Genomic DNA, 17,689 nt, shown 5'->3' on the forward strand with positions numbered 1-17,689 from the left:
TGAACCATGGACCTACGACAGCTCCGCTACTTCGACGTCGTGGCGCAGACGTGCCACTTCGGCCAGGCCGCCGAGCGACTGCACATCGCCCAGCCGGCGCTCTCGCAGGCCGTGCGTCGCCTCGAGTCAGAGCTCGGCGTGGTGCTGCTCGAACGCACGACACGACAGGTCGGCCTCACCGCCGCCGGTGAGTTCTTCCACGACGAGGTACGCCGGGTGCTCCACGAGCTGGACAGCGCGGTCACGGCTGTGCGGGGCATCGCCGGCGGCAGGCGCGGACTGCTGCGGATCGGCTTCACCGGCACGAGCGCCTTCACCCAGCTGGCCGGCATCTCGAGGCTGCTGCGCACCGAGCTGCCCGACGTCGCTCTCGACGTCCAGGCCGACCTGCTGACGCCGGCCCAGGTCGAGCGTTTGCTCGACGGGCGGCTCGACCTCGGGGTGCTGCGCGGTCCGGTGGCCGCGACGGGCATCGAGACGCGCCACCTCCTCGACGAGCAGCTCGTGCTGGCCCTGCCCGCCGACCACCGGCTCGTGCCCGAGCCGGGACTCGAGGTGGCCGACGTCGCCGTGGACGAGTTCGTCGTCTACGCCGACCCCGGCTCGGCGGTCAACGAGGCAGCCATGGCCAGCTGCCGGCGCGCCGGCTTCGCCCCGTCGGTGGCCCATCGCGCTCCCGGCACCTCGGCCCTGCTCGCCCTCGTCAGCGCCGGCCTGGGCGTCGCGCTCGTGCCCGAGTCGGTGCGCAGGATGCAGCTCACCGGTGTCGTCTTCCGCGAGGTGCACGGCGCGCTCAGCATCGACCTGTCGCTCGCCTGGCTCGCGGGAGACCCGTCGCCACTGGTTGGTAGCGCCCTCGACGCGCTGCGCACCCACGGCTTCTTCGACGAGGCATCGGCACAGACCACCCACCCAGCAAAGGACGCATCGTGAAGATCGTTGCGATAGAGGCGATCCCGTTCCGCATCCCGTACGTCAAGCCGCTGAAGTTCGCCAGCGGGGAGGTGCACCACGCCGAGCACGTGCTCGTGCGGGTCCGCACGGACGACGGAGTCGTCGGCGTCGCAGAGGCGCCGCCGCGGCCGTTCACCTACGGGGAGACCCAGCGCGGGATCGTCGCCGTCATCGAGACGATCTTCGCGCCACAGCTCGTGGGCCTCTCGCTCACCGAGCGGGAGCGGATGTGGGCCCACCTCGACCGCACCGTCGGCAACCCGACCGCGAAGGCAGCCCTCGACATGGCCGTCTGGGACGCCTTCGGCCGGACGGTCGGGCTCCCGGTGACCGAGCTGCTCGGTGGCTACAGCGACCGCATGCGCGTCTCCCACATGCTCGGCTTCGACCAGCCGGCGGCGATGGTCGACGAGGCCCAGCGCATGCGCGCCCTGCACGGCATCACCACGTTCAAGGTCAAGGTGGGTCGCCGGCCGGTGTCCCTCGACGTCGACGTGGTGCGGGCACTGCGCGAGGCGATGGGGCCGGAGGTCGTGCTCTACGTCGACGGCAACCGCGGGTGGTCGGCCTCCGAGTCGGCCCGCGCCATGCGCCAGATGGCCGACCTGGATCTCGCCTTCGCCGAGGAGCTCAACCCCGCTGACGACGTCGTCGGGCGCCGTTGGCTCGTCGGCCAGCTCGACGTCCCGTTCATCGCCGACGAGTCGGCCACCACGCCTGCCGAGGTGACGCGCGAGGTTCTCGGCGGGTCCGCGAACGCCCTGTCCATCAAGACGGCCCGCACGGGGTTCACCGGCTCGCAGCGTGTGCTGCACCTCGCCGAGGGGCTCGGGCTCGAGGTGGTGATGGGCAACCAGATCGACGGCCAGCTCGGCTCCGCGTGCACCGTCGCGTTCGGTGCCGCCCACCGGCGCACCACCGCGCAGGCCGGCGAGCTGTCCAACTTCCTCGACATGACCGACGACCTGCTGACCGAGCCCCTGCGCATCGTCGGCGGCGAGCTCGTCGTGCGCCGCGGCGCGGGCCTCGGCGTCGAGATCGACGAGGAGAAGCTTCGGCGCTATCGCGTCGACGCGTCCTGACACCACCCGCCAGGACGTCCCACACCAGTCCATAGCTCCACCGAGCACCCACCACGAAAAGGACCGACCATGACCACCGACCAGCACCTCAACGTCGAGGTCGCGACCGCCGCAGCCTCGGGCAACGCGGCCACGGAGCGCTTCGCCACCGACAAGTCCGCCTTCGCCGCCGTCGCGGACACGCCCGTCGAGCGGGTCGACCTGCTCGCTAGCTCCCTGCTCGATGCGATCTACGAGATCATCCGCCGCGAGAAGGTGACCTACGACGAGTACAACGCGCTCAAGGCGTGGCTCATCCAGGTCGGCAAGGACGGCGAGTGGCCGCTCTTCCTCGACGTCTGGGTCGAGCACGTCGTCGAGGAGGTGGCCACCGACCACCGCGAGGGCAGCAAGGGCACCATCGAGGGGCCCTACTACGTGCCCGGGGCTCCCGAGCAGGGCGCCCGGGGTTCCGTCCCGACCCGTGACGGCGAGCAGGGCACGGCCCTGACGTGGACAGGAACCGTCACCGCCACCGACGGCACCCCGCTCGACGGCGCGACGATCGAGCTGTGGCACGCCGACAACGCCGGCTTCTACTCGCAGTTCGCCCCCGGCATCCCCGAGTGGAACCTCCGCGGCTCGTTCACGGTCGACGCCGACGGCGCCTTCGAGATCCACACGATCCAGCCCGCGCCGTACCAGATCCCCACCGACGGCGCGTGCGGCAAGCTCATCGCGGCGGCCGGGTGGCACGCCTGGCGTCCGGCCCACCTGCACGTCAAGGTCTCGGCCCCCGGGCACGAGCAGCTCACGGCCCAGCTCTACTTCCCGGGAGACGAGCACAACGACGACGACATCGCCTCGGCGGTCAAGCCCGAGCTCGTGCTCGACCCGCGCCCGCAGGGCGATGGCGCGGTCGCCGTTGACTACGGCTTCGTCCTGGACCCGGTGCGCGCCTGATGCTCTTCGCAGTCCGCATGGACGTCGACATCCCGCGCGACCTCGACCCGACGGTGCGTGACGAGACGGTCGCGCGGGAGAAGGCCTACTCCCAGCAGCTGCAACGGGCAGGGGAGTGGCGCCATATCTGGCGCGTCGTCGGGCAGTACTCCAACATCAGCGTCTTCGACGTGTCGTCCAACGAGCGTCTGCACGAGATCCTCTGGGGTCTACCGCTCTTCCCGTACATGACCATCGAGGTGACGCCGCTCGCGACGCACCCCTCGGCGGTCTGAGGCAGGGCGCTCGCGCGCACGGGTGGGCGCGCCGTCTTTGTCGAGGGGGAGACGGCGCGCCCGGCGCGCTGCGGCGGCGTCCGCGCCGGGCGCGTGGCAGGGTGGAAGCCCGAGGCCACCACCGATTGGAACGCGATGCCGCCGCGCGTGTCAGGGCAGACCAGCGTCGACCTGGCGCACTTTCCGCCCGAGCTGCGTGACCTCGTCGAGGCTCTCGTCGAGGCTCTCGTCGACGGCGGCGAGGTCACCGTCGACCGAGACGGTATGCCGGTAGGCCCCTTTGCTTCCGGCCAGCCGTCCTCACGGGAACGGTGCACACGGCTGCCGGCGGGTAGCGGGCCGCAGTGCCGGGCCCGTCAGCCGGCCGCCGTGAAGGGGAGGACGAGCCGTGACGGGTGCGCCGCGTCGCGGTAGACCTTGTGGGTGACCGCCCGGCCCACCGGCAGGTGGAACGCGTCGGGCGGCAACAGGGCGTTGTGCTCGTCGGCGAGGGGCTCGTCGTTTGACAGCTGCACGACCAGCCGGTGGCCCGGAAGGAACGTCGACGCGAAGGGGTAGAGCCGCACGACGTACTCCTGGACGACGCCGGGCTCGACCGGCACCGCCCGCGTGTGCGGGTGGTACGGGTTGCCCTCGGTGGTGCGCTCGTCGAGCTCTCGGTGCGAGGCCTTGAGGAAGCCGGTCGTGACGAGCTGCCTTCCACCGCTGGGTGACTCGTCCCAGAGGCGCAGGATGAGGTTGGTGTCGGGCTGGTCGATCTCGACGAACAGGTGGGCTGCGCCGGCGCCGACCAGCTCGGTCGGCTCCTCGAACGGCGGTGTGCTCCAGTCGAGCATCTCGACCTTGTCGGTGACGGTGAGCGGTGCCTGGTAGAAGCCGTCGGGGGCGGCGTGCTCGGCGCCCATGAGCTCGGGGGAGAAGGAGAGCTTGCGGCGGGGCCGCAGGTAGAGCGAGCGGTAGGAGACGTCCTTCGGCGGCCACTGGTCTCCGGTCAGCACCTCGCGCGTGCCCTCGACGAAGACGCTGACGGCCGGCTCGTCCATGATTCCGTTGTCGACGCCCTTGAGCCAGTACTCGTACCAGCGGAACATCGTGTCGTGCTCCTCGACCCAGGGGCGCGACTGCATGGGCGGGTAGGAGCCGATGTCGAGCCGCTTCGGCCCCTTCAGCCGCTCGAACAGCTCGATGTGCCCGTCGACGGTCCAGCCCCGACCCTGGTCGATCTGGAGGTAGACGGGGATGTCGATGTTCTTCGCGAGGTTGACCGGGTTGCGCTCCTCGTACCAGTCGCCGTCGAGCTCGTTCATCACGATGTCGAACCACGCCTCGTGGTTCGTCGGGTAGTGCAGCAGGTGCACGAGGTTGGGCCATGCCGCGATGTCGGGGTCCTCGAGGCGCGCGGCGACGCGGGCGCGGACCTCCTCGGGCGAGTACGTCTCGAGCATCCGTGACTTCACCCGGTCGGTGAAGGCCCAGCCGGAGTCGCCACCGCGGCCCTCGCGAGCCGCCCGGGGCATGAACCACATGACGCCGCCGTGGTAGGTCGTCTCGTAGAAGTCGTAGTGACCGCCGCTGACGAAGATCGCCTTGAGGCTCGGGGGCCGCTCGGCCGCGGCGAAGACCTGCATCGAGCCGAAGTACGAGATGCCGATCATGCCGACGTTGCCGTCGCACCACGGCTGCGCCGCGACCCACTCGATGAAGTCGTACGCGTCCTGGCCGAGCGAGACGCCACCGGCGTTGTAATTGCCGACGTGCTCGCCCCCGGAGGCACCCGAGCCGCGCAGGTCGCCGATCACGTGCACGTAGTCCTCGGCGACGACGCGGGCGATGTCGCCCGCCTCGATGCAGCCGTCCCACATCGGGGAGGGCCGGCGCTGGGGCGGGGTGGTCAGCGCCAGCGCCTGCAGCTCCTTGCCGTACGGGCTGAGGGCCACGAGCGCCGGGCGCGGGCGGTCGTCCACGCCGTGGTAGGCGTCGGCGGCCAGCGTGACGCCGTCGCGCATCGGGACGGCGAGGTCCTTGCGAACCGCGATCTTCTGCACGCCGGCGGTGATCGTCTGGACGTCAGCCATGGTCGAGGAGCTCCGTTCGTTCACGACGTCAGGTCGCGTTGGGTCTGGTGCGTGCGGTAGCCGTGCATCGAGGTGAAGAACGGCGACGGCTCGAGGGTGGGGTCGCCCGAATAGCCGAGGGCATCAGCCACGGAGGCGAAAGGTGAATAGGGAGAGTCGGATTCGTGCAGCCCCTGACAGAGGCAGTCGTGCGCCGCGCGTGCGACCCGGGCCTCGACGTCGAGGCTCTCGTCGAGTGCCGCCCGCGCCTGGACCGCGTCGAGCTCGACGCCGTAGGGCGTGCCGTCCGTGGTCCGGTAGGGGTGCCCGAGGTAGAGGTGCCGAGGGCGTATGCCGTCGCGCAGCCGGGTGAGGCTGGCGCGGTAGGCGCCCGGGTCGGCGAAGCCCGGGAAGCCGTTCGCGGCACCGTGCACCTGCACGGCGTCACCGACGAAGACGTCGTCCTGGCCGTCGACCACGTAGGCGACCGAACCGGGTGTGTGGCCGGGCACGTGGTGCACCGACACGGTGACGTCGCCGCCGAGCGAGAGTGTCTCGCCGCCGCGCACGAGCACGGTCGGCTCCAGCTCACCCGAGATGGCGGCCCGGCCGGCCGCTGCCACCTTGGCTGCCCCGTCGGGGTCGAGGAGGTACCGTCCCCGCCCGACGGCATACTCGTCGACGTGGGCTGCGCGCGAGCGCAGCATCTGGGCGTCGGCCTCGTGGATGACGACCTTCGCCCGGCGCCCGGTCAGCTCCCACAGGGCGTGCGCGCCGCCGACGTGGTCGATGTGCCCGTGGGTCAACAGGATCCACCGCACGTCCTCGATGCGGCGCCCGATGGCCTCGAGGGCCGGCGCCATGCCCTCGGCGGGGGAGGACGCGATGCCGGTGTCGACGATCGCCGGCTCGGGGGCGTCGATGAAGAAGCTGTAGAGGTGGAAGCGACCCCAGGGCGACGCGAGCGGGTGGACGGCGACGCTCACCGGTCACTCCCGTCGAGGAAGGCCGCGGTCTCCTCGAAGACGCGGTGGTACTCCGGCAGCCACGAGAAGTGCTGGACGAAGCCGTGGCCGGCGCCGGCATACCTGCTCGTGGTGGCGTCGACCCCCGCCTCGCGCAGCCGCGTGGCGTAGAGCTCACCCTCGTCACGCAGCGGGTCGTGCTCGCCGGTGACGACGAGTGCCGGCGGTAGTCCGGTCAGGTCGGCGCGCTTGAGCGGCGACACGAGCGGGTCGGCGGGATCGGCGCCGGACTCGAGGTAGAACGCGTTGAACGGCGCGAGGCCGGCTGTCTCGAGCCCGTAGCCGACGGCGTTCTCGCGTAGCGAGGGATAGCGGGCCGCGTCGAAGTCGAGGTCGAGCGAGGGGTACCAGAGCACCTGGTGGGTGATGCCGTCGAAGGCGTCGTCGTGGGCCATCGCCGCGACCGCGGCGACGAACGTGCCGCCGGAGCTGTCGCCCACGAGGGCGAGCAGCTCACCGGGTCGGTGCGCCCAGCGGACGACGGCGTACGCGTCGTCGAGGCCTGCGGGGAAGCGCGCCTCGGGGGCGCGACGGTAGCCGACCGACACGACGGTGCGGCCGGTCTCGGCGGCGAGAGACCGCGCGACGTGGTCGTGCGTGTCGAGGCTGCCGAGGAAGAACGCCCCGCCGTGGAGGTAGACGACGACGCCCGAACCCGGCTGTGCGGTCGGGGTGTACACGCGTACGGGCACCTCGCCCACGTCGCTCGGCACCGTGGTGTCTTCGACGGCGTGCAGCGGCAGCCGCTCCGACACCGGGGGCACCTGCGACTCCTCGGCGGCGCGCAGCACGACGGGGTCGACGGGCCCCTCGGGCGGCGGGGGGAGCGTGGCGAGGACCTTCGCGATCTCGGGGTGCAGGGCCACGGGTCAGCCCTGCACCGTCGCGGCGACCTGGCCGGGCTTCTGCCCCGGGAAGACGTCGTCGAGCTCGTCCTCGGTCCAGCCGTGGCGCGAGATGCGCTGGAGCTCGTCGGTGACGGGCTTGCGGGTGGCCTGGAAGGCGGCGAGCGCGTCGGGCACCGAGCCGGCGGCGACGAGCGCATCGGCAAGGGCGCCGGCGTCGAGGATCGCCGAGTTGGCGCCCTGCCCCTGGTGGTGGCACATGGCGTGCGCGGCGTCGCCGATGAGCACGACGGAGTCGGTGTGCCAGCGCTCGACGGGCTCGATGTCGTAGACGGCGCGGACGTTGACGGCGGCCATGTCGAGGCCCTCGGTCATCCGGACGATGCGCTCGTCGAAGCCCTGGACGGTGGCGACGATGTCGTCCTGGGTGACGGCAGGCGCCCACGTGCCGTCGGCGTTGAGGGCGGTCACGTCGAACGAGACCTGGCCGCGGTGCAGCAGCGGCAGCAGGTAGACCTTGGTGCCACGCCCGATGAACATCCGCAGGTCGCCGTCGTCGGCCATCCCGAAGGTGTCGGCGATGTCGATGACGGCGCGGTAGGCGTGCTCGCCGGCGAAGACCGGCTGGGCGTCGGTGAAGAGCCGCTCGCGGACGACCGACTTGATGCCGTCGGCGCCGATGACGAGGTCGGCCGTGGCGGTCTCGCCGTTGGTGAAGCCGAGCGTGGCCGAGCCGCCGTGGTCGGTGATGGTGTCGAGCTTGTGCCCGAGCCGGACCATACCCGTGGGCAGCGAGCCGACGAGGGCTTCGATGAAGTCTCCGCGGTGGATCAGGTGGGTGGTCTCGCCGTAGGCGCTCTTCTCCGGCCACTCCTCGCGGGCGATGCGGTGGTCGTCGGCGGTGAGGATCTCGAAGCCGTCGCTGGGGGAGCTCACGGCCTTGATGGCGCCACCGATGCCCCATCGCTCGAACTGGGCCATCGACGAGGGGCGCAGGCCGATGCCCGCCCCGACCTCGCGGATCTGCGAGGCCTGCTCGTACACGGTGACGGCTGCCCCCGCCTCGGTCAGGGCGCGGGCGGCGGCTGCGCCCGCGTAGCCGGCACCGATGACGGCGACGCGGAGGTTCTTCAGCTCTGAAGTCTTCATGGTGGTCCTCGGGGTCAGCTATGGAAGGTCTTGAGGGACAGGAAGTCGGCCGGCAGGTCGACGAAGATGCGGGTGATGGTGGCCTCGTCGACGCCCTCCTCGCGCAGGGCGGGGAGGAGCACCTCGAAGAGGTAGTTGACGGTGTGGCCCTTGACGCCGGGCCAGCCGAGCGGGCTGCAGTTCGCGTCTGCCGAGGCGAGCACGCTGTCGACGCGCCCGCCCTTGACGTAGCGCAGGAAGTGGTCGAGGCGCTCGCGGCGCGGCCGGCCCCAGAAGGGCGGGTCGGGCAGCTCGAGGTCGTAGCCGAAGGTGTCGAAGCCGATGCGGCCGCCCTGGTCGGCGATCCACGTGTCGCGCACCTTGCCCTGGCTGACGCCGTCGTCGGCGTGGCCGAAGAGCACGCGGTCGAGCGGCAGCCCCTCCTCGCGGAAGACCTCGAGCGCGGGCTCGACGTCGACCGCGAGGTGCGTGAAGATCGGCACCCCGGTCGCCAGGGCGGCACGGGCCGCGGCGCGGTAGATGCGCAGGTCGAGCGGCTTCATGCGGAAGCCGCGGCTGACGCCGACCTTGATGATGCCGGCCCGGGCGCCGGTCGCCCCGATGCCGACGGTGATCTCGTGGACGAACTGCTCGGTGAGGTACTCGACGGAGGCCCGCTCGAAGAAGGCGAGCGCGGTGTCGCCGCCGACGAACCCGGTGGACGCGACGATGTGCACACCCGTCTTCTCGGAGAGCGACTGGTAGTAGCTGACGTCGCGGCCGTTGCAGATGCCGGTGGCGTCGACGAAGGTCGCGCCACCCCACGGCCGGGTGTTCTCGTGGAAGGCGCGGAGCTTGGGAACGGTCTCCTCGTAGCGCTGCTCGGGCGACTTCCACCACTGGGTGTCGAGCTCGGAGCCGGGCATGCCGTAGCCGATGTGCTCGTGGACGGCGACGAAGCCGAGCTCCTCGCTGGGGACGGGGCCGAGGACGGTGTTGACCCGGGACATGTCAGTGCTCCTTCACGGTGAGCAGGGCGAGCGGGTTGGCGACGAGGATGCGCTGCACGTCGTCCTCGCTCACCCCTTCGGCCTGCAGGGCCGGGACAAAGGTGGTCAGCACGTGGGCGTATGCCGTGTGGATGCCGTCGTGCCCGAAGGCGGCGCCGGTCGCGCTGCAGGACAACAGGATCCGCTCAGCGTGACCGTTGTCGACGAGCTCGGTCACGAGGGCGATGCGCTCCTTGTCGGTGACGTGGTGGCCGCCCTCCGTGCCGACGTGGTCGATGGCGACGTAGGACCCGCGCTCGGCCACGGCCAGGTGGGCGCCGGCGTCGACGGCGTCGGTGCGGTCGAGTCCACCCACGACGACGCGGTCGGCCGTCAGGCCTTCGTCGAGCACGACCTGCAGATCGGCGACGGCGTCGGCGCCGAAGCGGATGGACACAGGGACGCCCGTCGCCAGCCCGGCTCGCGCCGCGCCGCGGAAGAGGCTCTCGTCGGTGGCGGTCATCCCGGCGAAGGTGGCGGTCGTCGCGACGATGCCGGCGCTGCCGCGGCGCTCGACACGGGGGACCACCATCCCCTCGGTCACCTCGCGGGTGAACAGGTCGGCGAAGCGCTCGGCGGGCCACGGTGTCGGCGGGTTGGTCTGCGGGGTGAGGAAGTAGCCGCCGAGCAGCTCCTCCGGTCCCTGCCCGGTGGAGGCGACGACGTGGACTCCCGTGGCCCGGGAGAGTGCCTCGTAGAGGCGCAGGTCGCGACCGTGGAACATGCCCGTCGCGTCGACGACGGTGCCACCGCCGGCGTCACGGAACTCCGTGAGCCGGCGCTCGAGCCGCTCGAACACCTCGGCCCGGTCGATGGTGATGTCGTACGCGTACTCGGCGCCCGGGAGGACCGACAGGAGGCCCTCGTGCACCGACACGACACCGAGGTCGTCGGCCGGGACCGGCCCGAGGACGGTGTGGACGGTGGAGGGCGTGGCGGCGGCCGTGCTCGCAGTCATCGTCAGTCCTTTCGCTGCGGCATCGGTGCCGCATGACGTGTCACATTAACCGGTCACTTTACAGAGCGTCAAGCCAGTGATCATGACGATGTTTCGATGGACGCCACTATGCTGCGGTGCATGTCGCTCCGAGCCGCCCAGAAGCAGATGACCTACGACCTGTTCCTCGAGAAGGCGCTCGAGCTGTTCGGCGAGAAGGGCTATGCCGCAACGACGGTCGACCACATCGCGCAGGCGGCCGGCTCGACGCGCACGACCTTCTACCTGCACTTCGCCGGCAAGGCGGAGGTGATGGCGGCGCTGCTCGAGAAGGTCGACCGCATCCTCACCTCGGCCGACGACCCGTCGTTGTCGGAGGTCGTCGAGTCCGGGTCGCCCGAGCTCATCCGCACCTGGATCGACAGGAAGTTCTCGCAGTGGGACGAGATCAAGCCCTACCTCACGGCCTCGTTCCAGGCCACGCACGAGCCCGCTGTCAACGAGCGCACCGAGAGCTGGTTCGAGCACGCCGTGGGGGAGATGAGCCAAGGGCTCGAGAGGGCCGGTCGGTTCACGCCGGACGTTCGCCGAGTGCGCTGCGTGCTCGCCTTCGGCCAGCTCGAGTACCTCTCGCGGCGCTACTTCGCCACCGGCTGGAAGGTGCCGCGCGAGGTGTATCTCGAGCAGCTCACCGGTTCCTGGGTGCACCTCCTCACGGAGTGAGCGCCGTTCCGCTGCAGTCGTTCTGACCTCGCCGGCCCTCGGGGCTGCCGTCGCGCGCCCGGGCACCGGCCCGGGCGCGTTGTCGTCCTGCCCGGTTGTCCACATTCGTCCCGCGTGGCGGCGACACGGGCCGAGAATTTCTGGTCGAACTGTTGACAAGTCTTACGGCTAGGACATTCACTTTGCATCATGTCAACCAAAGCCCCCATCGCCGTGGGTGACCTCGACCTCTTCTCCGACGAGGTCCTGGTCGACCCCTACCCGACCTACACCGCACTCCGCGAGACCGCCGCCGTCGTGCACCTTCCCGTCAACGACGTCTACGCCCTGACGCGCTACGACGTCATCCGTGACGCACTCGCCGACACCGAGACGTTCTCCTCGGCCACCATCGGCTTCAACCCGATGGTCAACGAGGCCCTCCAGGGCACGTCGCTGGCCTCCGACCCTCCGGTCCACACGCAGCTGCGCGCCACCCTGAGCGCCAACCTCACTCCGCGCTCGCTGCGGGGGCTCAAGGGCCAGATCGAGGAGAAGGCCGACGCGCTCGTCGCCGAGCTCGTCGAGAGCGGCTCGTTCGAGGCGATCGACGCGCTGGGCCGGGTCTTCCCGATCCAGGTCGTCGCCGACCTCATCGGCTTCACCGACGAGATCCGCGACACGATGCTGCGCTGGGGGCAGGCCGCGATGGAGGTCATCGGGCCGATGAACCAGCGCACCGCCGAGAACTTCCCGGTCGCCGGCGAGCTCTACGGCTGGTGCTCGCAGGTCAGCGCCGCCGACCTCGCGCCCGGCTCGGTCGGGCGCGGCATCTTCGAGGCCGAGGCCCGGGGCGAGATCCCCCCGCACACGGCGGGCCACATCATCCACCAGTACCTCGGTGCGGGCGTCGACACGACTGTCGCCGCCATCGGCAACATCGTCGCGCTCCTCGCGCAGCACCCCGACCAGCTCGCGCTCATCCGCGAGGACCGCGCCCTCGTCGGGTCCGCGTTCAACGAGGTGCTCCGCTACTGGGCCCCCGTGCACGCCTGGGGCCGTCGCGTGACGAAGGACGTGGAGATCGACGGGGCCCTCGTGCCCGCCGGCGCCCAGGTGGCCGTCCTCTTCGGTGCGGGCAACCGCGACCCGCGCCACTACGACGCCCCCGACACCTTCGACGTCACCCGCAACCCGGTCGACCACCTGTCCTTCGGCTACGGCCCGCACGGCTGCGCCGGGCAGGGACTGGCCCGGCTCGAGGCGCACGCGATCATCAGCTCCCTGGCCGCACGGGTCGAGCGGCTCGTCGTCGGCGAGGTGCGACGCGTGCCGAGCAACATCACCCGGAGCATCGACGCGCTCCCCGTCCTCGAGGTGGTGCCAGCATGAGGATCGAGCTGGACCGGCCGCGCTGCGAAGGTCACGGTCTGTGTGAGGAGGAGGCCCCGGCACTGCTGCACCTCGACGACGAGGGCGAGCTGGTGCTCGACCGCGACGAGGTCGCCGAGGGCACGCCCGAGGCCGCCGCGGCGAGCGCCGCGGTGCGGGTCTGCCCGGTGGCGGCCCTGAGACTGGCATGAGCGCGCTGCGCCGTGTCGTCGTGGTCGGTGGGGGGATCGCCGGGGTCACCGCCGCAGACACTCTGCGCCAGAGGGGTTTCGACGGTGAGCTCACGATCGTCGGCGACGAGCCGTATGCCGCCTACAGCCGCCCTGCGCTCTCGAAGACGCTGCTGCGCGACCCCGACGACCCCACGGCGCACGAGCTGCCACCCGCCTCCCACGGCGGCACCGAGCTCCGCGGCGTTGCCGCCGTGGGCCTCGACGTCGACGCGCGCACCGTCCTGCTCGACAGTGGCGACCGGCTGACCTACGACGGTCTCGTGATCGCGACCGGATGTCGCGCCCGGCGGCTCGGCGAAGGGGAGGGTCGGGCCCAGTCCGACTCCTCCGACGCGCCGGTCGAGCTGACACTGCGCACCATCGGCGACGCGCTGTCACTTCGGTCGCGCGTCGCCGAGCGACCGGCCGTCGTCGTCGTCGGCGGCGGCCCGCTCGGGATGGAGATCGCCTCGTCGTGCCTCGACAACGGCTGCGAGGTCACCCTCGTCTCACAAGGACCGCCGCTGCTGGCCCAGCTCGGCCGCCACCTGTCCCACCTCTTCGTGAGCGCGGCCGTCGCCCGCGGCCTGCGAGTCGTCGAGAGCGCCGGCGCCCGGCTCGTGCGCGGCAGCCACGGCACCCGGGTCGTCCTCGCAGAGGGTGCGACCCTCGAGGCCGGCCTCGTCGTCACCGCCGTCGGCGACCGCCCCAACGTCGAATGGCTCGACGGCAGCGGGCTGCTCGACCGAGGCGCGCTCGTCGCGGACGCTGCTGGACGCGTACGCCCCGGCGTCGTCGCGGCAGGCGACGTCGCCTCGGTGCCCACGCCACACGGCATACGTCGGGTGCCGTTGTGGAGCTCGGCCATCGACCAGGCGCGCACCGCCGCCGCGGCGCTGCTCGGCGCCGAGCCGGCGCCCGGCGACCACCGGCCCTACTTCTGGACCGAGCAGTTCGGGCTGTCGCTCAAGGCGGTCGGACACCTGCCACTCGACGGCGAGCCCGAGCTCCTCGACGGAGACCTCGACGCACTCGGTGACCAGCGAGCGCTGTTGCGCTGGAACGCCGCCGACGTGGACGGGAGCGCTGCCGTCGCCGTGAACTACCGCATCCCGATCCCCAGGCTGCGCCGACTCTGCGAGCCGGTCGCCGCCGGCTGACGCCCACGCACGACGCACACGCACGCCCCCCTCCTGACTCGGAGACCCTGCCATGAGCACCACTGACGTTGCCACCGGCCCGGAACCCCCGGCCCGCCCACCCGTCCGCGACCGGCCGGCCGGTGCTGCGCGCCTCGAGGTGCGCGGCCTGTCCAAGACCTTCTCGGGCGTGACGGTGCTCGACGACGCCCACCTGGCCCTCGCGCCCGGCGAGATCCACGCCCTCGTGGGGCAGAACGGGTCGGGAAAGTCGACGCTGATCAAGCTCGTCAGCGGCGTCCACCGGGCCGATCCCGGGGGTGAGATCCTCGTCGACGGAGTGCATCTCGGGCCTCCCGTCAACGCCGGCCGCCTGCACCGCCAGGGTCTCGCCTTCGTGCACCAGGACCTCGGCCTCGTGCCTGACCTCAGCGTCCGCGAGAACGTGAGGGTGGGGCTCAACGCCGTCGGCAGGCTCACCCGACGCGTGGACCGCGCGGCCGACCGGGCGGCAGTGCGCCGGACCTTCGAGTTCCTCGGGGTGCCGATCGACCCTGAGACCACAGTGGCATCGCTGACGCCGAGCGAGCGCGTGGCGGTCGCCGTCGCTCGCGCCCTGCAGGAACGCGAGCCCGGCACCGGTGTCGTCGTCTTCGACGAGTCCTCGAGGGCCATCCCGCACGAGGCCCTCCCGGCCTTCTACGGCATGGTTCGCTTCCTCGCCGAGCAGGGCACCGCGGTGCTCTTCGTCAGCCACGACCTCAAGGAGGTCCTCGCCCTGGCGCACCGGGTGACCGCACTGCGCAACGGCCGGGTCGTCGAGGCCGGCGTCCCGGTCGCGGGTCTCGACGAGGCGGCCCTGACCCGGATGGTCCTCGGTCGCGACGGCGCGCTCGGCGACCTGGTCGGACGCTTCCCTTCCCAACCGCGCGAACAGGCTGTCGAAGTCGTCGGCGTCCGCGGCGGCCGGCTCAGCGACTTCACCGCAGCGGTGCGTCCCGGCGAGGTGGTCGGCGTCACCGGGACGGTCGACTCAGGCCTGCTGGACCTCGCCGGCCTGCTCGGCGGCGCATCTGCGGCGTCGGGTCGGATTCGCTTGGGAGCCGCAGAGATCGACCTCGAGCGGGCGTCTGTGGGTGAGCTCCTCGCGGCCAAGGCAGTGATGATCCCGCAGGACCGTCACGGCCGCGGCCTGGCCCTCGGCCTGACCGTCGAGGAGAACATCACCATCCCGCACGTCGGCTCACGGTCGCGACCGTGGGCGCTGCGCAGCGCCTGGCGGCACCGCGAGAGCGACGACGCCATCGCCCGCTACGACGTACGCCCCGACGCCCGCGACACCGTGGTCGCCACGATGAGCGGCGGCAACCAGCAGAAGGTCATGTTCGGCAAGTGGCTGCTCGACCGACCGCTCCTGATCACCCTCGAGGAGCCGACCCAGGCCGTGGACGTCGGCGCCCGCGCGGCGCTGCTCGAGGCCACCCGTCAGGCGGCACAGGACGGCGCCGCCGTGCTCTACGTCTCGTCCGAGGTCGAGGACCTCGCGGCCGTCTGCGACCGGCTCCTCGTGCTCGAGAACGGCTGCGTGGCCCGCGACCTGACCGGCCCCTTCACGCCCGAGTCCGTCCTCGAAGCGCTCTTCCCCAGTCCCCCCGGAGGCACCCCATGAGCACCACCACCGACCTCACCGAACGCGAGACGGGCGTCGGGACCAGCCGCGTCGCCTCCGGCAGCGTTGGCATCGAGCTCGGCGTCCTGGCCCGGAAGTACAGCCTCATCGTGCTCTGGCTCGCGATGGGCGTCCTGTTCTTCCTGCTCTCGGACGTGCCGCTCGGCAACTTCGTCCAGGGCATCTTCGCCCGGCAGACGCCGCTGGTCTTCCTCGGCATGGCGGTGGTCCTCACCATGGCCGTGGGTGAGTTCGACCTCTCGTTCCCCTCGCTCTACGCCCTGTCGGGGGCGAGCGCCTCCTCGCTCGTCGTCATGCACGGCTGGTCCTTCGGGGCCGCGGCCCTCGCAGCGGTGGGGCTGGCTCTGGTCTTCGGTGCCGCCAACGCCGTGCTCGTCGTCCGCGCCGGCATCAACCCCGTCATCGTCACGCTCGGGCTCGGGAGCCTTGCCGTGGGCCTCGGCGGCTGGGTCTCGCAGGAGACCTCCGTCAGCGGCCTCGACTTCACGCTCTCGAACATCGCCCTGGCCCGCGTGCTCGGGCTGCCGATGGTGTTCTGGTACGGCGTCGTCCTCGTCCTCGTGTTCGGCTACGTCATGAGCTCGACCCCGCTGGGCCGACGGATCCTCTTCGTCGGCGCCAACCGCGAGGTCGCCCGGCTCGCTGGGATTCCGGTCGCCCGCGTCCGGGTCGGTGCCTGGCTCACGTCGTCACTGCTGTGCGGGGTCGCCGGTGTCGTCAGCGCTGCCGGGCTCGGCGGCTTCAACGCGACGTCGGCCCGCGAGTACTTCCTGCCGGTCTTCGCCAGCGTGTTCCTCGGCACCGTCGCCGTCGTGCCGGGCCGCTTCAACCCGGTCGGCATGTTCATCGCCGTCTACTTCCTCGTCACGGGCATCTTCGGCTTGCAGCTCCTCGGCTACCAGGGCTGGGTCACCGACGCCTTCTACGGCGTCGTGCTCGTGGCTGCCGTGGCCGCGTCGTCGTGGGTCCAGCGCCGCGTACGCGGGTAGCCCCGCCCCCTCAGCCCTCCAGTTCCCCCTCGCACCAGTCCTTTTCGAAACGGAGCACCAAGATGAACATCACGTCCAAGCCGTTGGTCGCGGCCCTCACCCTGAGCGCGCTGGCTCTTGCCGGCTGCAGCACCGTCGAGCAGCAGGGCGCAGCCGCGGGCAGCGCCGCGACGTCCCGGCCGACACGGGCCGAGGCGGCTGCTGCCAAGGCCGTCGTGGACCAGGCCACCAAGGCCGTCGAGACCTTCACGGCACCCGGCACCCCGCTCAAGGGCGTCGGTGCCCTCAAGGGCAAGACGGTCTACTTCGTGCCGGCGACGTTCCAGGTGCCGGTCTTCCAGGCCATCGCCGGGTCCCTGAAGGGTGCGTTCGGAGCCGCCGGCGTGTCGGTCGAGGTGTGTGACGGCAAGTCCAACCCGGCCAACATGGCCAGCTGCATCCAGCAGGGCATCGACGCGAAGGCCGGCGCCATCGTCACCGGCTCGATCCCGACCGAGCTCGCCTCGGTCGCGTTCGAGAGCGCCACCAAGGCGGGCATCCCGGTCGTCAACACCATGACCGCGCCGGCCGGTCCCGGCGACCCGACCAAGGTCGCCTACCTGACCCCCGACTACGTCGGCCTCCAGGCGCTCTCCGCCCAGTCGGTGATCGCCGACTCCGACGCCGCCGCGCACGTGCTCTACGTCGAGATCACCGACACCCCGGCCACGGTCCTCTGGGCCGAGCAGGGTGCCTTGGCGACGTACGCGAAGGCGTGCCCCGGCTGCACCGTCACCGTGGTCAAGGCGAACACCGGCCAGTTCGACAAGCTGCCCAGCCTCATCACGAGCGCGCTGACCAAGGACCCGAAGATCACCCACGTGCAGACCGAGGTCGACTTCGCGGTGCAGCCGGTCGTGGAGGGGCTCCAAGCGGCGAACGCCACCGGGGTCAAGATCGCCAGCATGGACGGCGTGCTCGCGACGCTGCAGATGCTCAAGGGCGGGAAGTTCATCCACTCCGAGGTCGGCTTCAACGCCGACGCTCTCGCCTGGTATGCCGCCGACCAGGCTCTGCGCATGATGACGGGCGCGGCGGCCAACGCCAAGGTGGACTTCCCCTACCGACGCATGGTGACCGCCGCGAACGTCGGCGGCCTCGACCTGACCGCACAGGGAGAGAGGTCCGGCACCTGGTACGGCTCGACCGCGTACCAGGCCGGGTTCCGCTCCCACTGGGGCGTCACCGGCTGAGCCCGCTCGGCCGCGAGACCCTCCACGACGAACGTGTGGAGG

At 71.3% G+C, this 17,689-nt stretch carries 17 protein-coding genes; 11 read left to right on the top strand and 6 right to left on the bottom strand.

Annotated features, from left to right (window positions below; genetic code table 11):
* Window positions 1-6 precede the first annotated feature (6 nt).
* The 4 genes from AB4091_RS01700 to catC all read left to right on the top strand — a co-directional run bounded on the left by AB4091_RS01700 (window position 7) and on the right by catC (window position 3,253).
* Window positions 7-933: a LysR substrate-binding domain-containing protein gene (locus tag AB4091_RS01700; RefSeq protein WP_442290000.1), complete on the top strand. Its 927-nt coding sequence runs from the start codon at window positions 7-9 to the stop codon at window positions 931-933.
* On the top strand, window positions 930-2,036 hold the full coding sequence (locus AB4091_RS01705; RefSeq protein WP_442290001.1) for a mandelate racemase/muconate lactonizing enzyme family protein: 1,107 nt from the start codon (window positions 930-932) through the stop codon (window positions 2,034-2,036). The genes AB4091_RS01700 and AB4091_RS01705 overlap by 4 nt, the downstream gene beginning before the upstream one ends.
* Before the next feature lie 69 nt (window positions 2,037-2,105).
* Window positions 2,106-2,978: a catechol 1,2-dioxygenase gene (gene catA, locus AB4091_RS01710; RefSeq protein WP_442290002.1), complete on the top strand. Its 873-nt coding sequence runs from the start codon at window positions 2,106-2,108 to the stop codon at window positions 2,976-2,978.
* Window positions 2,978-3,253 carry a muconolactone Delta-isomerase gene (catC, locus tag AB4091_RS01715; protein WP_442290003.1) on the top strand — a complete coding sequence of 92 codons (276 nt, stop codon included), beginning with the start codon at window positions 2,978-2,980 and terminating at the stop codon, window positions 3,251-3,253. The genes catA and catC overlap by 1 nt, the downstream gene beginning before the upstream one ends.
* 356 nt (window positions 3,254-3,609) lie before the next feature.
* On the opposite strand, the gene AB4091_RS01720 is transcribed toward catC, so the two are convergent.
* The 6 genes from AB4091_RS01720 to AB4091_RS01745 are packed head-to-tail and all read right to left on the bottom strand — an operon-like array spanning window position 3,610 to window position 10,312.
* The gene (locus AB4091_RS01720) at window positions 3,610-5,328 is read right to left on the bottom strand and encodes a CocE/NonD family hydrolase (protein WP_442290004.1); all 1,719 of its coding nucleotides are present in this window, start codon (window positions 5,326-5,328) and stop codon (window positions 3,610-3,612) included.
* Between the two features lie 20 nt (window positions 5,329-5,348).
* Window positions 5,349-6,293: an MBL fold metallo-hydrolase gene (locus AB4091_RS01725; protein WP_442290005.1), complete on the bottom strand. Its 945-nt coding sequence runs from the start codon at window positions 6,291-6,293 to the stop codon at window positions 5,349-5,351.
* Window positions 6,290-7,198: an alpha/beta hydrolase gene (locus tag AB4091_RS01730; protein WP_442290006.1), complete on the bottom strand. Its 909-nt coding sequence runs from the start codon at window positions 7,196-7,198 to the stop codon at window positions 6,290-6,292. The genes AB4091_RS01725 and AB4091_RS01730 overlap by 4 nt, the downstream gene beginning before the upstream one ends.
* Window positions 7,199-7,201: 3 nt before the next feature.
* Complete coding sequence (locus AB4091_RS01735) at window positions 7,202-8,326, bottom strand: FAD-dependent oxidoreductase (RefSeq protein WP_442290007.1); 1,125 nt, start codon at window positions 8,324-8,326, stop codon at window positions 7,202-7,204.
* A 14-nt stretch (window positions 8,327-8,340) separates the two neighbouring features.
* On the bottom strand, window positions 8,341-9,315 hold the full coding sequence (locus tag AB4091_RS01740) for a phosphotriesterase (RefSeq protein WP_442290008.1): 975 nt from the start codon (window positions 9,313-9,315) through the stop codon (window positions 8,341-8,343).
* 1 nt (window position 9,316) lies between these two features.
* A complete protein-coding gene (locus AB4091_RS01745) occupies window positions 9,317-10,312 on the bottom strand; it encodes a phosphotriesterase (protein ID WP_442290009.1) in 996 nt (331 codons plus the stop codon).
* Between the two features lie 120 nt (window positions 10,313-10,432).
* Here AB4091_RS01745 and AB4091_RS01750 point away from each other — a divergent pair, with 120 nt between their 5' ends.
* The 7 genes from AB4091_RS01750 (at window position 10,433) to AB4091_RS01780 (ending at window position 17,647) form a co-directional block, all read left to right on the top strand.
* A complete protein-coding gene (locus AB4091_RS01750) occupies window positions 10,433-11,014 on the top strand; it encodes a TetR/AcrR family transcriptional regulator (RefSeq protein ID WP_442290010.1) in 582 nt (193 codons plus the stop codon).
* 189 nt (window positions 11,015-11,203) lie between these two features.
* A complete protein-coding gene (locus tag AB4091_RS01755; protein WP_442290011.1) occupies window positions 11,204-12,385 on the top strand; it encodes a cytochrome P450 in 1,182 nt (393 codons plus the stop codon).
* Complete coding sequence (locus AB4091_RS01760) at window positions 12,382-12,576, top strand: ferredoxin (RefSeq protein ID WP_442290012.1); 195 nt, start codon at window positions 12,382-12,384, stop codon at window positions 12,574-12,576. Before AB4091_RS01755 ends, AB4091_RS01760 begins: the two co-directional genes overlap by 4 nt.
* Window positions 12,573-13,757, top strand: a complete 1,185-nt coding sequence (locus AB4091_RS01765; RefSeq protein ID WP_442290013.1) for an NAD(P)/FAD-dependent oxidoreductase — start codon at window positions 12,573-12,575, stop codon at window positions 13,755-13,757. Before AB4091_RS01760 ends, AB4091_RS01765 begins: the two co-directional genes overlap by 4 nt.
* A 52-nt stretch (window positions 13,758-13,809) precedes the next feature.
* The gene (locus tag AB4091_RS01770; protein ID WP_442290014.1) at window positions 13,810-15,405 is read left to right on the top strand and encodes an ATP-binding cassette domain-containing protein; all 1,596 of its coding nucleotides are present in this window, start codon (window positions 13,810-13,812) and stop codon (window positions 15,403-15,405) included.
* Window positions 15,402-16,415, top strand: coding sequence for an ABC transporter permease (locus AB4091_RS01775; RefSeq protein WP_442290015.1), 1,014 nt, complete (start codon window positions 15,402-15,404; stop codon window positions 16,413-16,415). Before AB4091_RS01770 ends, AB4091_RS01775 begins: the two co-directional genes overlap by 4 nt.
* Window positions 16,416-16,477: 62 nt before the next feature.
* Window positions 16,478-17,647, top strand: coding sequence for a sugar ABC transporter substrate-binding protein (locus AB4091_RS01780; RefSeq protein WP_442290016.1), 1,170 nt, complete (start codon window positions 16,478-16,480; stop codon window positions 17,645-17,647).
* The last annotated feature ends 42 nt before the right edge of the window (window positions 17,648-17,689 follow it).

The organism is Terrabacter sp. 2RAF25 (assembly GCF_052115265.1).
Taxonomy (GTDB): Bacteria; Actinomycetota; Actinomycetes; order Actinomycetales; family Dermatophilaceae; genus Terrabacter.

Excerpts from the sequence above, each read along its gene's own strand:
- AB4091_RS01700 (WP_442290000.1), top strand. The coding sequence starts at position 7 with ATGGACCTACGACAGCTCCGCTACTTCGACGTCGTGGCGCAGACGTGC.
- catA (WP_442290002.1), top strand. The coding sequence starts at position 2,106 with ATGACCACCGACCAGCACCTCAACGTCGAGGTCGCGACCGCCGCAGCC.
- catC (WP_442290003.1), top strand. The coding sequence starts at position 2,978 with ATGCTCTTCGCAGTCCGCATGGACGTCGACATCCCGCGCGACCTCGAC.
- AB4091_RS01720 (WP_442290004.1), bottom strand. The coding sequence starts at position 5,328 with ATGGCTGACGTCCAGACGATCACCGCCGGCGTGCAGAAGATCGCGGTT.
- AB4091_RS01735 (WP_442290007.1), bottom strand. The coding sequence starts at position 8,326 with ATGAAGACTTCAGAGCTGAAGAACCTCCGCGTCGCCGTCATCGGTGCC.
- AB4091_RS01740 (WP_442290008.1), bottom strand. The coding sequence starts at position 9,315 with ATGTCCCGGGTCAACACCGTCCTCGGCCCCGTCCCCAGCGAGGAGCTC.
- AB4091_RS01745 (WP_442290009.1), bottom strand. The coding sequence starts at position 10,312 with ATGACTGCGAGCACGGCCGCCGCCACGCCCTCCACCGTCCACACCGTC.
- AB4091_RS01750 (WP_442290010.1), top strand. The coding sequence starts at position 10,433 with ATGTCGCTCCGAGCCGCCCAGAAGCAGATGACCTACGACCTGTTCCTC.
- AB4091_RS01755 (WP_442290011.1), top strand. The coding sequence starts at position 11,204 with ATGTCAACCAAAGCCCCCATCGCCGTGGGTGACCTCGACCTCTTCTCC.
- AB4091_RS01760 (WP_442290012.1), top strand. The coding sequence starts at position 12,382 with ATGAGGATCGAGCTGGACCGGCCGCGCTGCGAAGGTCACGGTCTGTGT.
- AB4091_RS01765 (WP_442290013.1), top strand. The coding sequence starts at position 12,573 with ATGAGCGCGCTGCGCCGTGTCGTCGTGGTCGGTGGGGGGATCGCCGGG.
- AB4091_RS01770 (WP_442290014.1), top strand. The coding sequence starts at position 13,810 with ATGAGCACCACTGACGTTGCCACCGGCCCGGAACCCCCGGCCCGCCCA.
- AB4091_RS01775 (WP_442290015.1), top strand. The coding sequence starts at position 15,402 with ATGAGCACCACCACCGACCTCACCGAACGCGAGACGGGCGTCGGGACC.
- AB4091_RS01780 (WP_442290016.1), top strand. The coding sequence starts at position 16,478 with ATGAACATCACGTCCAAGCCGTTGGTCGCGGCCCTCACCCTGAGCGCG.